The following is a 17166-nucleotide window of genomic DNA, read 5'->3' on the forward strand; positions in this document are numbered from 1 at the left end:
TAACAAAGTCTTGAGGTTAAGAAGTCAAAGCATGCAATTTCCTTGCGGACCTTTGTAGTGAAGCAATCTCTTAATCAAGTCGAAAATTGCTTTTTTAGTCGCACAATTTCAATCCTCCCAGCCTCCTTCTCCAAGGAGGAGATTCAATCACCTGCGTTTTTCTATCTTAAAAACAGAAATGTTATGCTAAGGAAAAACGTGTTTAAATATCAGTGGCTGGTCGCCAAAACAGCGTCCCGAGCTATCGGGAGGTGCTGAAATGCAGGGTGGAAGGATCATTTTTTCATGTCTTTTGGTTCCTTTGTGACTAGACAAAGGAACATCCCCTAATACCTTTCCTTCTTCACCAACTCACCTTCGCCATCATAAAACTTCCAGGTGCCGGATTTTTCATCATCACGGTAGCGGCCTTTTACAATTACATTGCCCAGACTGTCATATTCGAAATAGCGACCATGCTTGAGGCCATCTTTTAAGTCCACTTCGAATTTGATCTGCTCATTGCCGTAATACTCAATGAAAGTCTTGCTGTTCAGGTCTTCCGGTAAAATTTGCTCTGCAGCAATCAGGTCTTCCTCTTCCATAGCTTCGGCACCGACAAATGCTACTTCATCTTGTTGTATCTCCTTGATCAGCGCATTCCAGCTGCTGATTTCGGCATGGTTGAGGTAGTTGGCTTGCAGTTGGTGTTTGAGTAGGTCACCCTCAGCAGAGAGCTGCATACCCATCATCGGGAAGCTCTTGAAATAGGGACTATGCACTTTAAGCTCCTGCCGTGATTCCCTGTCGAGCAGTCTTTGTGCATCACTGAGTAATTCATTGGCACTTAAGTAGACGAAGAGGTTCGATTCATAGGCAAAGTTTTCCATGAACACTGCATACTCTTTGGTATTGTCCAGCGTACGATTTTCCTGCACAGCCATAATGATTTTACCCAAGGTGCGAGGCGAGTTACTAAACACCACATAATCTTCCATAATGGTGTAATAGGGCTTGTCGATTCCTTCGAAAGCCTTGCCGAACATCATCTTGAAAAAACCTTTGATAGACAAGAAATGGATTTGCTGTCCTTTGTAATCAATGCCTTTGAACTTTACAGGTGTCTTCTTACGAATTTGCTGCTCAATATAGGCCAGTCTTTCTTTGGTGTCATCCAGGTCATTGTGTTTGATAGCTACGGCCAACTCCACCTTATTTCGATTGCTGTTAGAGTTGAGCTGAATGAGGGCTATTTCATCATCCATCCAACTGAGAAAGTCATCTTCGATAGAAATTTTCAGATAGCCTTCAATCTTTTCCTTACTCTTCATATACTCCTCGCCATCTTCTTCAGCTTGCAGTACTGCTATCATGTTCTCATAAAAATCTTTTGAGTTGTCAAAGCCCAGGCTCATAAAGTAGGAAGCGTTATCAGGCACTATGGTACCCACGTTAATTTCGCCAGTTCCCGCATTCATCAAAGCAGTTAACAGATTAGGTTGTTCTTTATTAACGATGGAGTAACCCGATACGGAGAATCTTTGATCAGTGGCTTCCAGTGCCATGCCGCTATATTTCAACATTGGGAAGAAGTCTGTGCTTGCTTCAGGATCATCAGCCATCCATATTTTTAGGTAGTTGGCTAGCTGCCGATAATTGATGTACATATTGATATCGTTTGTTCCCAACTCGCTGCTTAGGTCAATAAAGTCTAAGTCACGCGCAATTATGGGTTCTTTGATCTGGTCGATTGACTGCTCCAGTATGGTGTGGGTAGAGGAGAGGCTTAAGAGATTTTCATAGATGTAGAGGTAATAACGGGTAGGATCATCCTTAAAGCTGATTTCGATGATTTCCTGCTCTTTGTAGTTTCGTGTATACACCTTTTCAATATCCTCACTAAAGTTTTTGATATAGTTTTTAATAAAATTGAACTGCGTGGCACGCTGCAGGTCTATCACATAGAGGAAGTCATAATCATCAGGTCTCGTTTTATGAATGGACATGACCATCGGACGGTTGATGATCAACTCATAAAGTGCTTCATTGGCACGCATATCTTCTGTGAGTTCATCCATTTCCTGTCCTAATTCTGCAAAATAAGGGTCTTTTTTGAGGTAGTTCCAGATATCATTATCGCTGAGCTCTTGCCACTGTTCAAAAGGGTTTTCTAGCTGAAAAATGATGCTGGCATCTGCTGGTACGGCAATTAACGGATTATTTTTCTTTACGGGTTGCAGGTATAGAAAGTAAATAATTACACAAGCCAGTAGCACGAAAGTGCTTGTTAAAATAATGATCAGTGATTTTCTCATAATGTAGTGAAGCTAACGATATCAAAAATAAATAAAGTATGATGGATAGCAAGGAATGATAAAGAAACAGAAAATCATATTATACAATCCTTCCAGCCTTCCCGAAGTAAATTCTGGACAGGCACTTCACCATGGAGGAGTTTGCCAATATGAGCAATCAAAATCTCTCAAATGGGCTTTCAGCATTGAATAAGGTATAAGGTGATTTTTTTTATTTCAGAACTCTCGTAACTCGAAACTTGCAACTCTGAACTTAAATACCTTAATTTTCAAATATCTACTCAAAATTTAATTATTTTTTCCCTTTGGGTTTTTTAAATTTTCCTAATTCCCAATCCCTAATTCCCAATTGTCTCCCACACTTCAGGATGCCCTTTCCAGACATATAAACCATAAAAAGCAAAAAGTACCATGATGATGATAACCATCATCAATAGATAGAAATAACTTTTGAGCCTTAGGCTATGGTCTCCCTTTAAACTTATGAGCAGTTTTTCAATATAGTTGGACTGGCTATAGTCGGCAGTCAATAATTTGATTTGGTGAGTATGGGTTGAGTCAACCATTTCCTGCCAGTCTGTTTCGTCTAATGCAAATTCCTTTGAGTGTCTTGCATGCCTGTTTTCTTTATGATTTAAAATGTGATGAGGAGTGTCTGACGTGCTGAGTTTATTCATGATGCCATAACAGTATACATATTGTCCTTTCGGGATGTATTGCTCTTCTACCCAAAAAGTGTTTTTATCATTTAGCTCATCCAAGTCGAAGTTAGGCAGCGGATGTTTTTTCAGGAGTTTTAATAAATCATCTTTTTTAAGCCGCTTCTTTTTCTTCTTAAGGTGCATGGTGGTTTCATGTAGACTTAGCCAGGCATCTGCAGAGCCATCAGTTATTTGCAACTTTTTAATGCTTGTTCGATGCTCGTAGAAACTGACTATGCTATTCTTATTACGCGAATTTTTAACCCATTTAAGCAAACGTATTTCAACAAAATCTGCAGCAATGCCCTCTAACCAGGTGGAGGTATTTTCAATGCCTTTTATTTTGGCAACGAGTTCTACGAAGCCTTCCTGCGCGGCTGCTATGGTTGATTTATTTGTGAGTTTTCTTTGCCTGATTTTCTTAATCTCCCTGTTCATTTCAGGGATTATAAACCCAAGAACAGCACAAACAACAGTAAAACCTATGGCCACCCCGACTGGGAAAAAGAAGTAGGGAGGCACTACGATCAGTAGAAAAACCAAACAGCCAATAGCACCTGTTTTCTTTTTATCTGGCATGAGGAAAATTTTATTTTTCGTAAACAAATTAGTGAATCATTGCCAATTGACAGGAGCATATAGATAATAAATAGAAAAAAGGTTAAGGTTATACTATTTAAATGTAATTTTCATCGAATAATTTAAATGTTTTATAGCTATCTTTTGGAGTATACATAAAACCTCTGCTACTTTTGTGTCTGACTATACTTTATTGATACCAAAAGCTTACAAAATATTTATCTCCCTTCTCCTGATTATTTCTGGTTTCAAAGTTGTTAATGCACAGGGGGTTAACGAAGAATTATTGACTCGTAGCGCAATAGAGGTAGTCGATAGCGCTCAAAATCTTTCAATAATAGATAGCCTGAAGTTTACGGATCCTGATTCATCACGAATTATGAATCAGATTACTCGAGACCTGCAAGAGGATGTAAGGTTTAAAAGGTTAGCATCAGTAAGGTATACTTTAGATTCAAGCTCTTTACTGGTTTCAAGACCAGATTCAAATTCATTAAAAGACCTTCGTAAGCCAATTAGAAGAAAGATTGAAGAACATGAAGTCATTCCTTCTCATCTCAAGAATTTAAGCAAGCTTGAAGAGCTAGACAGTAGTTATATAAGCAATAAGGCGCAGCAAGTCTTAGAAAGTAATGCCCCAAAAGAGATTCAGCAAATCAAGAATAAAGAGCTAGAGGAGTTTAAAGATGTTAAGGCCCAGTTGGATAGTGGGAATACTGAAATGCTGGAAAGTAAGATAGAAGATTTTGCTAAAAACAATCTGGAAGAAGCTGAAGCTCTGGAACAAGTAGAACAATTTAATGCCTTTAAGAATGATTTCCCTTTCCAGAGCCAGGAAGAATTTCAGTGGGATAAGGGTAAGATAGCCAGTGCCGCAAAAGTTGGTAGTTTACTTACAGAACAACAATCCAAAATATCTAAAGCTACTGATAAAGTAGGCAAACTTAAAAATAAGTATAGTCATTATAGTCTGGGAGATGACTCAAGAGAGTTAAAGAAGCGAAATGTACCCAAAAGGCGCTGGCAACTACACATGAATTTAGAAAGCTCTATTAGACCTCATTTGGTAATAAAGGCCGCTCCGGGTTTATCATTCAACACTACCAGCAAGCACAACACTGGCATAGCCACCTCATTTGATTACCAGTATCACTATAAAGACAGTAGCTACCAACAGTTTAGCAAACAGCTATCGGTAAGACTTTTCAGTCAATATAAATTTTATAAGCAGCTGTTTGTACAGGCAGAGTATGAGCAACCTTACCTTAATACTGCGGCCGCTCATGAGGAAACATTACTTTATTTAAAGAGACAGTCAGCCAAGGTGTGGCTAGGCGGAGGCTTTGAGTATAAGGTCTACAAGAAGTTAAGGGCTCAGACCCAAATACTATACAATTTATCACCACCCAAGCGCTTGGAAGAAGCCGCCAGCCGCTGGGCCATTAGAATTAATTTGATTTATTAAATATGAGGAAATTATTATTTACGCTGATTATTATGCCTTTGATCATAAAAGTCAATGGTCAAGGTATTAATCAAGAAGATCTACTGCCTACAAACATTATTCAAGCCTCACCTAATGCAGCTTCATTAGGGGAATATGGACAATATCCGGTTAGTAAGTTTACTGGTATACCAAATATTAGCATTCCACTTTATACTATCAAAGATGGTGATATAGAAGTGCCCATTTCAATATCTTATCATGCTGGTGGATATAAACCAGGAGAGGACGCAAGTTTAGTTGGTTATGGATGGGCTTTAAACGCTGGTGGAGCTATTACACGATCAGTTAATGGGGAACCAGACGAAAACGAATATTTCAAGAATATGGCGCAACTAAGAGAATGGGAAGAACAAGGATATCTATGGACGATAGGACAAGTTAATTGCCCAGAAAATGAAGACTCACACGCTCAGATATGTGTTCCTGAAGCAGTAAGTGACGCCCGGTATAATTTTCTACTAAGAAATCCGGATACTCAAGCAGATTTATTCTTGTATAATTTTCCTGGTGGAATTGGAAAATTTCAGTTTAATGAAAACAAGGAAATTTTGAAATTTCCATATACAGATATTAAAATAGAAGCAGATATGACTGTTTCCGATGCTTTAAATGGTGGAATTATAAAATATTTTGACATAAAAAATGAGTATGGATTAAATTATCATTTCTTTACCCCAGAAGAGACGAGCGTTTATAACTTGACTTCTGACGAAGTAATTACAGAGCCCTATGTTTCAGCGTGGTATCTAAATCGCATCTATTCAAAAATTAGTAACAATTATGTAGACTTTGCTTATAGCTCTATAAATGGATTAAATAAATATCCACTGGAATCAGAATCATACAGTCATTATTATTCTATAGCTAATTATGAAACAAATTCATCATGGTCTACAACAGCCACTAGAGTTCATCTTCAAGAAAGACTTTTACAAAGAATAACTTGGGGTAAAGGATATGTAGAGTTTGTACATTCGGGAAGGAATGACATCGCAGGAGGCGAAAAACTAGATGAAATATTAATTTATAACAATCAAGATCAATTAATAAAAAGTTATCGGTTCACCTATGGTTATTACACAGGATCAGGTAATCTCCGATTAGATAAGGTAGAGGAAGTTGATCCCTCAGGTAAATTAAATGAGCCTTATATTTTTACTTATAATGCTGATACGCCTGATAATAACACTAAAGCGATAGATCATTATGGCTATTACAATGGTGTAAATAATAACACTACCACTATTCCTTATGTATATAATTTTTGGCGTATAAAAACGGTATATGCTGATCGGGAAATTAAACCTGACTATCCTATGGTAGGTATGCTAACTAGTATTATTTATCCTACAAAGGGGAAGACAGAGTTTGAATATGAAAATAATACCAGTTTTGGGGCAATCTACGAGAAAAAGGAAAATATGGTTATTTCTGAAAATTGTGATGAAAACGGAGGTGTATATGTTGACGAATCAGGTAATACAGTCCAAGGTTTAATTTGTCAGTCCGATAATGAAATTGAATTTACCATTCCAGATCCAATCACTGTAAACAATGGCTTCACAATTGAGATTTCCGGAAGAACAATATTAGGGACTCAAATCTCGCATGGTGATATGTACGTGTTGCTGATAGAAAAGAATCAGGAGAATGGCTCTGAGGAAATACTAAAAAGATTTGATATACATAATGGGAATCTTTACAAATATAGAAGTACGAAAAATGATTTTGATATTCTACCAGGAAGAACTTATATACTTAATACAATAACTAACATTGAAGGGTCAACGTTAATTGCAAAATTCAGCTATAATCAACATTTTAGAAAGAATTATTTAGCTCCAGGGATAAGAATTAAAGAGATAAAGAATTATGATATGGCTGTTAATTCTTTTCCTATTCAGACTAAAACATATAGTTATGATATTTATGGAGAGAACGGTATATCAAGTGGTATTTTTAACCATAGAAAGCCAAAATATCATTATGAGTATGATCATCAACCTGAAATAGGTTACTTCAACGTATCCGAAAACTGGCCTAGAAATACTAATGGCCAATTTGCAGCCCCATTGGTTCACTATAAACAAGTTGAAGAGAGCCAGATAGGCAATGGTAGTGTTAGGGATTATTTTTCTTTTGTTCCACAGGTTTTAGAAGAATTCTCCAATACATCTCCAGATAGAGCTTCACAGTCTTCTGATTATTGGAAAGTTGGTCAACTTGATAAGCAAATAATTTTTAAACAAAGTGGGGACTTACTAAAAAAAGTAAAAAATGAATATTCTTATATAAAACTGGACAGTAATAGAAGTTTTGTATATCAAAAGTGGTTTGAAAGTAGTGATCCAGATACTCATATAATAAATTGGGCATTCAATTATCATTTATCTGGTTTTGAGAGACTCAATAGCACCAGAACAGTGTCTTATGTGGGTCAAGATTCATTGGTAAGCCAACAGAATTATTTCTATGAAAATGATAATGAATTGTTATTGCCTATTGCACAAGAGACTATTGATACAAAGGGTAATAAGAAACGTTTAGAAACGCAATATTTAAATGATAGAGCTGAGCATGTTATTGCTCCCATTCTTAATCAAAAATCATATTATAATGGTTCCTTTCAGCAAGAGCTAAATCAAACACTTACCGATTATAAGCCTACTCGAAAATTATTAACTAATGCGAATGGTGAAACGATTCAGGATGTTGAAATCCGTTATCAGAATGGCTTAAATATTTCACAGCTTTCAGATAAAACAAGCATCCCGAAAAGCTACACATGGGGATATAACGAAACATTGCCCATCATTGAAAAAACTGGTGCTATAATTTCTGTTAACACTATTAACAATTCCTCCACTATTTTACCGGAAGGCTATGAAACTGTAGATGAATTATTGACTTCTATGGAGAATATAGCAAATGATACTAATGCCCAGAACGATTGGAAAGTATTTAATGATAATCTAAGATCGAACTATAACGGATTTATAAAGACCTATACTTATAAATCCTTAGTTGGAATCACTTCATTTACTGATGAAAATGGACTTACCACGTTTTATGAATACGATGGTTTTGGTCGTTTGATTAGAGTTAAGGACCATCATAATAACGTGCTTAAGTCAATGACTTATTCCATTAAAAAATAACACTCAGTAGCATTCATATTTATACAGGATTTTATGAAAAAAGATATATCACTTAATTATGTAGTAAGGGTGTTTTTTACCGTTGTATTTTTAAGCCCGGCAATTGGCAGTGCACAACAAATCAATGGAGAGCAAGAAGCACTTGAAGGTCAAGTTGAAAACTACACTTATACAGGCACCTTACCGCAAGCTCGTACCAAATGGATTGTCAATGGGAGTGGTTCCCAAATTATACAAGAGATTAATAGAACCGAAGTGCAGGTGCAATGGGGAACAAGCGGAACAGCTGATATCGGAATTTACCAATATGGATATCATGAATTGTTGGGTGTCTATGGTTGGCTTGAAATAGAAAGACTATATGTAAATGTTTTAAAAACAGTGCCCACACCTCCCAAACCCATCATAGTATCATCAAATAGTTGCGGAGATCAAATTATAAGCAAGTCATCAACGCCTCCTGCTGGCATAAGTTGGTATTGGAGAAAGGAATTGATTGTTCCAGTATTCGAATTATTTGATTATCCTGCCACAAGCAATTTAACGGTTGATGAAACAGGTACCTACTATCTTTTCGCCTATGAATCTGCTACAAACAGGTGGAGTACAGGATATAGTAGTATTAATGTACAGGTATCACATATAACACCAGGCTCCATTAGCGGAAGCCAAACCATCTGTAAAGGCGATGTACTAGAGTCAATAGTTAGTAAAGTAAATGCATCTGACGATTATGAGCCTATTAATTATTTATGGAAATGGAGAGATTACGGTAGCAGTACATGGACAGTTGCACCCGGTGTAAATAATCAGTCAAATTATTCACCTTCTCAATTTATTGGCAGCAAGCAATTTATAAGAACCGTATCCAATGCAGTTTGTGGTGAGCTCACATCTAATCCTGTTACTATAACTGTTAATGAAAAACCATCGGCTCCTTCTATAAGCAAAGATCTTAAAAAGAGCAGATGCGGTGCAGGAACCCTTCGAATGAGCCCAACTGCAAGTAGCAACAGTACAGGACTAAGATGGTATTATAATGATGATGATGCTCAACATTTCAGTATTGCACAATATCTGGATGTTAATCTAAGCAATTCTAAGAAGAGCGTTACTTATTATGTGAGTAGTTACAATTCTTCAACGAACTGTGAAAGTGGTAAGATTGCTTATAATGTTTTGATGAATGATATACCTGCTGAACCATCAGTTTCGTCTAGCAGCAGATGCGGTAGTGGTTTAGTGAATTTTTCGGCCTCACCAGGTGCTAACGGTGATATAGTAAAATGGTACAATTATGATGATTCCAGTTCACCACTTTTTGAAGGAACAAGTTTTTCACCAAACTTAACTCAAAGTAGGTCATATTATGTAAGCACTTATAATAGTACTACGGGCTGCGAGAGTTCAAGAAAAAGAATACAGGCAACTATTAACGCAGTACCTGCAAAACCAGTCATGTCTGACGTTTTTAGTTGTGGAGCAGGAGATCAAACTGTTGAACTGGCTCCGTCTTCAGGAGCGGATATGTTAAGGTTTTATTCTAGTATGACTGATAATACCTACAATTATCAACGCACTAGTTTATCAAAGCCTATCACACAGAACGAAAATTTCTTCGTAACAAATTTTAATTCATCAACAGGCTGCGAAAGTGAAAAAACTTCATTCTCTACCATCATTAATCCCTTACCTGCCCAGCCTAATGTAACTGATGGAGAAGCCTGTGCCAATGAAAGTGCTTATTTAAATGCAGGGTTAGTACTTCCAACTTCTGCAAATTCCTCAGATTACGAGATTATTTGGTACAATGCTCTAGAAGGAGGTAGTATTGTTGATAATACGAATTCAAGTACTTATGAACATAGCCTTTCTTATTCAAAGGATTACTTTGTAACGGTGAGAAATAAGCTTACAGGATGTGAAAGTTATCCTCGAAAGAAAGTGCGTGCTATAGTACATCCTTCAGTTGCTGCACCTGTTGTTGAAGATGTTGCTCTATGTGCGAGTGCATATGATATTCCAGTACTTAGTCCAGGAGTTGGTGGAGATATTGTTAAGTGGTATAGTTCAAATTCAAAAAGTGATCTGCTATATACAAACAATAAATTTCCTGATCCCATTACATCATCGCGTACGCTTTTCGTGAGCACCTATAATACCACAACTGAATGTGAAAGTAATTTAGTACCCTATGCCATAACCTTAAATGAAGTACCTGTTGTGGATGCAGGTGAAACATTAGTCATTTATGAGTTTGAAGGGAATACTTCATTAATGGGTTCTGGCGAAAGTCCTGCTAATGGTACATTTTCACATACCTATATAGGTAATAACAATTTTGATGCTACTCAAAGCGGTCCTGGTACTTTTACGGTGACCTACAGTTACAGTAATGGAGTATGTGACGCTAATGACACCAAACAAATTACTGTACTAAATAACCCAGAGATTGTAATAAACGGTACAAACGATATTGTTTGGGGTGAGGGCAGGACATTGAGTGCTCCTTCAGGCTTCGCTAGCTATCAGTGGTATAAAGACAATGAAGCGATAGCTGCCGCTACCAGTAATGAATTTTTGGTTGAAGAACCAGGAGCATATCATTTGGTAGTTACGGCAGACTCAGAGAAAAGCTTTACTTTGGCACCAGCTGAGATTATTAATGCTGCCTCTCAACAAAATGAGAATTTTGTTCAAACCATTATTTATAAAGCTCCAAGAAAAGTAGGTGAAGCCGTAAGAAGCATAGAAGAAGTAAATGAAAGCTTTACCTATTATGATGGGCTAGGAAGACCTGTACAAGAACTGAGTACACAGGCTTCTCCCAGTAAAAATGACTTGATCAAGCCTATTGAATATGATGATTTTGGGAGAGTTGAAAAAGAGTATTTGCCTTATACGGCTTCTAAAAAAGATGGCGTTTTTGATGCCAGAGCTTTAAATGACGAAAATAATCTTTATGAGAGTTCATCTCAATATCAATTTTATGCAGGGACAGAAGCGGTATCAGAAACTACCAAGCCTTTCAGTAAGGTTGATTACGAAGCTTCACCTTTAAACAGACCGATAGCGCAATATGCACCAGGAGAAGCGTGGGCAAAAGATGTCGGAAATAAACCATTAACTACACAATATCTTTTCAATGGAGAGGAAGATGCCCTGGATATTCAACTCTTTGAGGGAAGCCCCGCATTATATGGTTACAATACCAAAGCCACTTTAAATAAAACCTTGGTTACCGATGAAAACGGCAACCAATCAGCCACTTATACGGATGCATTTGGTAAAACCATTTTAAAGCGAAATTACATAGCTGGTGAGACAGCCGATACCTACTATGTATATGATGAGCTGGATAATTTGGTGGCCGTATTGCCACCTGAACTAATGGATAGAATGATTGTAACCAGTGGTGCTATTCCTACACAACTCATTACCGATTTTGCTTTTCAATACAAATACGATGACCGCAACCGCATGGTGGAAAAGAAAGTGCCAGGCGCGGACTGGGTGCATATGGTGTATGACGATAGAGACAGGTTGGTACTAACCCAAGATGCCAATCAAAGACTGAATGATGAATGGCTCTTTACCAAATATGATGCATTGAATAGGCCAGTGGCTACTGGTAAGTTTAAAAGTGCTTTGCCACGTGAAGAAATAGAGGAATTGGTTAGTAACTTTTATGAGTCACAACTTAATTGGACTGGAAGTTCAAATATTGATTTTAGTGAAGGTAAAGTAATTAAAACAAGCGGCTCAAATAGCTGGGGAAATGCAGGGGCACATCAGGTTGATTTCTTCAAAGCAGGTGAAAATGCTAAAGTAAGTATCCTGGCAGGTAAAGGGGTACACCATAGGGCATTTGGGCTATCACATAGTCATACCAGCTATAATTTTAATGGTATAGCTTATAATATTCTATTGCGTTCAAACTCAGAATTAGAAATTTATGAGAATGGTATAAGTAGGGGGACATTTGGAGATTATCTTCCTGAAGATGTGCTTAGCATCGAGAGAATAGGAACTACGCTTAATTATTATAAAAATGACATACTTTTGCATAGTACTTCTGCCACATCTGGGCCATTAACATTAGAAGGAGCAATTGTTCAAACAGGAGACCAACTGCAATTTTTTGATCATATCCCTTATGAACAATTAGGAGGAGCCTATTTAGATTATACCAATAATAGCTTTCCTCAGAATATAAAAAGTATTGATTTACTCACTGCTACCTACTATGATAATTATGACTTTTTTCATGGAGAACAAACTGACTATCAGTTTGAGCATAATGAATTAAATAAATCATATAATTCTAATGTTAGAGGTCAGGTAACGGGCAGTATCACTAGAGTACTTCGCGATGAAGAGCAATGGCTAAGAAGTATCAATTATTATGATGATAAATATAGACTGATACAATCATTGACAGATAATCATACAGGAGGTATAGATCGAATATCGAACAAGTATGACTTTGTTGGTAATATTCTTAGTAGTAAGACTCAGCAGGTGAGGCCTGCACCAATTGTATATATCAATCAAGTAAATGCTAAATCTTTATTAAATGGATTTGTGTCAACAGGTGCTGGCTGGGATTCTCACGTAGCTACACTTAATCAACTAAGCGCCTCTTCTAATGGCTTTATTACAACTATTTATGAAAATGTTACTGCCAGGTTCTTTTTTGGATTTACAGCCGATCCTATGATTTCGCAACATCAGGATATTACTTATAAAAGTTACGTGAATAATGGTAACCTTTATGCATATTATGGGGGTAAAAATAATTATGTAACCAATTTGAATATTGGTGATACTATAAGCTTAACAAGAACAGATGGAATAGTAAATCTTGAACTAAATAGTGAAATAGTATATAGCTGGACTAATGCCTCTAGCATACCACTTCATATGATAGGCTTTATATATGGAGGAAATAGTTTAAATAATATTAGCACCAATTTACAGATACCAGAATCGAGAGAGGCTCCTTATAATATCTACTGGAACTCATTTAAGGATATGAATTATAAAGATGGTATTCTAAGTAAAGTAGGTAACGGATGGGACACAAATGCATCATCTTACAATATCTTGGCTCCTGGAAAAAGTGGTTATTTCGAATTTGTTGCTAATGAAGGAGATATAAATGGAACTGTTGGTTTATCCGATAAAGATATGGGATTAGGACAAGATTTGATCGATTTTGCCTTTAGACTTAAACCAGACGGTCAGTTAGCCATTATAGAGAATGGTACAGAGGTTCAGAGCATTGGGACTTATCAGGCAGGAGATAAATTTAGGATTAGCAGAAACGGAAAAACAGTTTATTATGAGAAAAATGATAATTGGCTATATACTTCTGCGGAAACGGCTGATAGTAAGTTATTGGTAGATCTGGCAGTTCTTTCAGCAGCTAGTAGTTTAAGTGCGCTAAAAACCTCTTTTTTTATATATCCGCCTAAAAAGGAACAATATACCATCACCGAAAACTTTACTTACGACCATGCCGATAGACTGATGGAAGTAACCCATGCAATAGAACAAAACCCTTTATGGTCAGAGGGTAGAAATATTGTAATTGATAATCATGGAGAAATCTCCTTACGTGATACTAATGTAAGTGGTGAAGTTATCTCAGATGTTGTTTTACACGATGATGAAGATGGCTATATTTTCTACGAAGTAGAAGATATCAATAATGCCAAACATATAGGTTTTAACATTCCGGGTACAAGTAATAAGTACTATATGCAATTCTCAGGTAAACATAGGTTAGTTGTGGTTAGAAAGAATGGATTAGCCAGAGCTAGTTTTAGTTATAAAGAAGGTGATCGACTTAAAATACTTAAAAGAGGAGAAGACTTTATTTTTATTCAAAATGGGGATGTTAAAACAATATTAAGAGATTTGGCGAGCAACGATGTTAATGTTTTTGTTGAACTAAATGGACCTGAAAGCAGAGTTAGTAAGCTTCAATATGCTAAAGAACAACTCATGGTATCCAACGAATACAACGAACTTGGCCAGTTGATTAAAAAGAACTTACATCTTGATTCTCCCCCTGGGGGAGCCAGTGGGGCAGGGGACTTCACCCAATCCGTAGACTACCGCTACAACATCAGGGGTTGGTTGACCAGAATCAATAAGGCTGACTTAAGTCCTGATGGCGCGGAGCAGCCCGACCTTTTTGGTATGGAAATGGGCTATACTGATAACCTGAGCTTGACGGGAGCCGATGCACAATACAATGGTAATATTGCTGCCATTAAGTGGGCCAGCAAGCGTAACATCACAGGTGATGTGACCAACCCAACCAAGCAAAGTGCTTATGGTTATAATTATGACGCGCTAAACAGAATAACCAACGCTAATTTCTTTGAAGGTGCCAACCATAATCAAAACCAGAAATATCAGTTAGAAATACCAAGCAATGGCTACGACATGAATGGTAACATCATGTTCCTTAAAAGAAATGATGAAAGCGCCTCGGCCATGGACCAACTGGAATATTCATATGCAGGAAATCAACTAACAGCCGTATATGATGCCTCAGAAAATGAAGCAGGCTTCAAAGATGGTCATACGGGTTCTGATGATTACACCTACGATGGCAATGGTAACATGACGCAAGACCTGAACAAAGGCATTACTGAAATTACCTACAACCATTTGAACCTGCCGGCAAAAGTAACTTTTGAAAATGGCGACTACATCAACTATATTTATGATGCTTCCGGCATTAAACTAAGGCAGGAGGTTTTCAAAGAAAACAGTTTAGAAAAGTCTACCGATTATTTAGGTGCTATGATCTTCCAGAACGACAGCTTACAGTTTATACAAACTTCCGAGGGAAGGTTGGTGCCTCGCGCTGTGGAGCATAGCGAAGGCTTTGAATACCAATACCATTTAAAGGATCACCTCGGTAATGTGCGTACAACTTTTGCGGTGCGTGACAACGACTTCAACACCAGTTTTGAGCAGTACAATCCATACTTTGATAATTACGATCAGATTGCAATTGAAACTACTGTTCAATCAAGAACAGGAGCAAAGGCTAATAAGCTTGTTTCCTTTGGTGAAGCAGCAGACAGAATAGGCATAACTAAAACGTTCCTTGTGAGTGAGGGAGACAGAGTAAATGCCAGCGTTTATGCAAAGTATGTAGATAAGTCTTCATCAGGAGAAGAATTTAACTCGGCACCAATAGTAAATGCTCTGGCAGCTATGCTATCAGGCGGTGTTTTAGGCGGTGAGAATGCTATTAGTACAGCTGGTGTTGAGAATGGTTTAGCTGGTTTAGCGGCTAGTGGTACAACTGATGATGCTTACCCAGAAGCCTACTTCAACTACATTTTGTTTGATAAGAGTTTGAACTTCGTAGATGCAGGTTTTAAACAGGTGAAGGTATCTGATGACGGAACAGGTTCAGCAGAACATGAACTGCTTGAATTTGAAAGTATCACTATTCCGCAGGATGGCTATATCATGATTTTCGTTTCTAACGAAAGCGAAGAGCTCACAGAAGTGTACTTCGATGATTTAATGATCAACCACCATAAAACAGAGTTGATTCAGGCGGATGATTACTACCCATTTGGTTTGACTTTTAACACGTACAAGAAAGCGTATGGAAAGAAGAACTTTATGAATACTTTCCAAGATCAGGAGTATGAGCAGGAGACAGGCTGGGTGAAATTTAAATGGAGAAACCACCAGCCAGAAATAGGTAGGTTCTTTAATGTTGATCCGTTGGCTGAGGATTATTATTATAACTCACCTTATGCGTTTAGTGAGAATAAGGTTGTTGCTCATATTGAGTTGGAAGGGCTGGAATCAGCAGATATAAAAACAACAATAAATGATACACAATTTCTATCTGGTAAAATTGATAAGGATACCTACGTATCTAGAAGAAATGCGGGAGGATATGGAGCATTAGCAGGTGCTGCTATTGTTTTTGGGGCGCCATATGTTGCATCTACTGCTAAAGCCTTATTTAGTTCGTTAGTCGGGCAGGCTGGTACGACAGGGGCTATAATGTCAGGTGCAATTGAGGCTACATCAAACCCTAATGCGACTACTGAAAGTATTGCTACAAGTACTGCTAGTGGATTTGTAGGCGGTATGGTTATTGGAGCTACTCCTTCAGGTAATTTCTGGAAGGATTTTGCTGGTGGTATTGTTGCTGGAGCGGCTGAAGAAACCACAAAACAATTAGTTGAAGTTTCTACAGGTCAAAGAGATAATATAGCAACTGACGAGATTGTTAAAGCAGCTAGTACAAGTGGTGCTTTTAATGCCACTGGCGGTTTGATTCTAAATGCAACTGGCCTTAGTAATCCTAATTCAACAAAGCAGGTAGTAGCAAAGAAAACAGGAGAGTTCGTATGGGGTATGCTTCAAAACGAAAGTAATAATGCTCTTAAAAGAAAAGAAGAGAGCAACAACAATACAGATAATAATTGTGATGAAGAAGAGTGTAATTAATATAGTCGCAAAATTTGCATTTTTAGCAGTGTTTTTAGTTTTCACTTATAACACTTATCAAGAGTCAAAGATTTGGATTTTTGGCACTCAAATATCTACTGAAATCGTAAATGTAGGAAAGATTAAAAATGACAAGTACTTTATTGATTTTCAGATTTCAGATAAATACGAAGTACAAAGAGAGTTTTTAAGTAAAAAAGAGTTCAATGCTATTAAGCCTAAAGATAGTTTCGGGCTTAGATATTTATCCGACTCGGAATATATACTGACTGATTTAAAATCAGGTAGAAGAATTTTTGGATTGGTATTAGGAATGTTATTTTTCGGCTTTGGGACTTATATAATATTTAAAAATGGAGTTCCTGTTAATTATTTTAAAACTAATTAAAAATCTTCCGTCATGCTCTGCATGGTGGTTAATTTAG

Annotated in this window: 7 protein-coding genes; 5 read left to right on the top strand and 2 right to left on the bottom strand. The window is 37.2% G+C overall.

Annotated features, from left to right (window positions below):
* Nucleotides 1-326: 326 nt before the first annotated feature.
* Nucleotides 327-2294, bottom strand: a complete 1968-nt coding sequence (locus JKP34_RS10200; protein WP_201920625.1) for a DUF3352 domain-containing protein — start codon at nucleotides 2292-2294, stop codon at nucleotides 327-329.
* Between the two features lie 55 nt (nucleotides 2295-2349).
* Here JKP34_RS10200 and JKP34_RS10205 point away from each other — a divergent pair, with 55 nt between their 5' ends.
* Nucleotides 2350-2487 (top strand): hypothetical protein, encoded by a 138-nt coding sequence (locus JKP34_RS10205; protein WP_201920628.1) that lies wholly within the window; start codon nucleotides 2350-2352, stop codon nucleotides 2485-2487.
* Nucleotides 2488-2632: 145 nt separating this feature from the next.
* Here JKP34_RS10205 and JKP34_RS10210 read toward each other — a convergent pair whose 3' ends face one another.
* Nucleotides 2633-3574 carry a hypothetical protein gene (locus tag JKP34_RS10210; protein WP_201920631.1) on the bottom strand — a complete coding sequence of 314 codons (942 nt, stop codon included), beginning with the start codon at nucleotides 3572-3574 and terminating at the stop codon, nucleotides 2633-2635.
* A gap of 175 nt (nucleotides 3575-3749) precedes the next feature.
* On the opposite strand from JKP34_RS10210, the gene JKP34_RS10215 reads away from it, so the two are divergent.
* The 4 genes from JKP34_RS10215 to JKP34_RS10230 are packed head-to-tail and all read left to right on the top strand — an operon-like array spanning nucleotide 3750 to nucleotide 17129.
* Nucleotides 3750-5039 (top strand): hypothetical protein, encoded by a 1290-nt coding sequence (locus JKP34_RS10215; RefSeq protein ID WP_201920634.1) that lies wholly within the window; start codon nucleotides 3750-3752, stop codon nucleotides 5037-5039.
* A gap of 2 nt (nucleotides 5040-5041) precedes the next feature.
* Entirely contained in the window at nucleotides 5042-8239 is a 3198-nt protein-coding gene (locus JKP34_RS10220) for an RHS repeat domain-containing protein (protein WP_201920637.1), read from the top strand.
* A gap of 33 nt (nucleotides 8240-8272) precedes the next feature.
* Nucleotides 8273-16741, top strand: coding sequence for a DUF6443 domain-containing protein (locus JKP34_RS10225; protein ID WP_201920639.1), 8469 nt, complete (start codon nucleotides 8273-8275; stop codon nucleotides 16739-16741).
* Nucleotides 16722-17129, top strand: coding sequence for a hypothetical protein (locus tag JKP34_RS10230; RefSeq protein WP_201920642.1), 408 nt, complete (start codon nucleotides 16722-16724; stop codon nucleotides 17127-17129). Before JKP34_RS10225 ends, JKP34_RS10230 begins: the two co-directional genes overlap by 20 nt.
* Nucleotides 17130-17166: the final 37 nt, after the last annotated feature.

Origin of the sequence: Marivirga atlantica, assembly GCF_016734805.1 — a bacterium.
In the GTDB taxonomy this organism is placed as follows: Bacteria; Bacteroidota; Bacteroidia; order Cytophagales; family Cyclobacteriaceae; genus Marivirga; species Marivirga atlantica.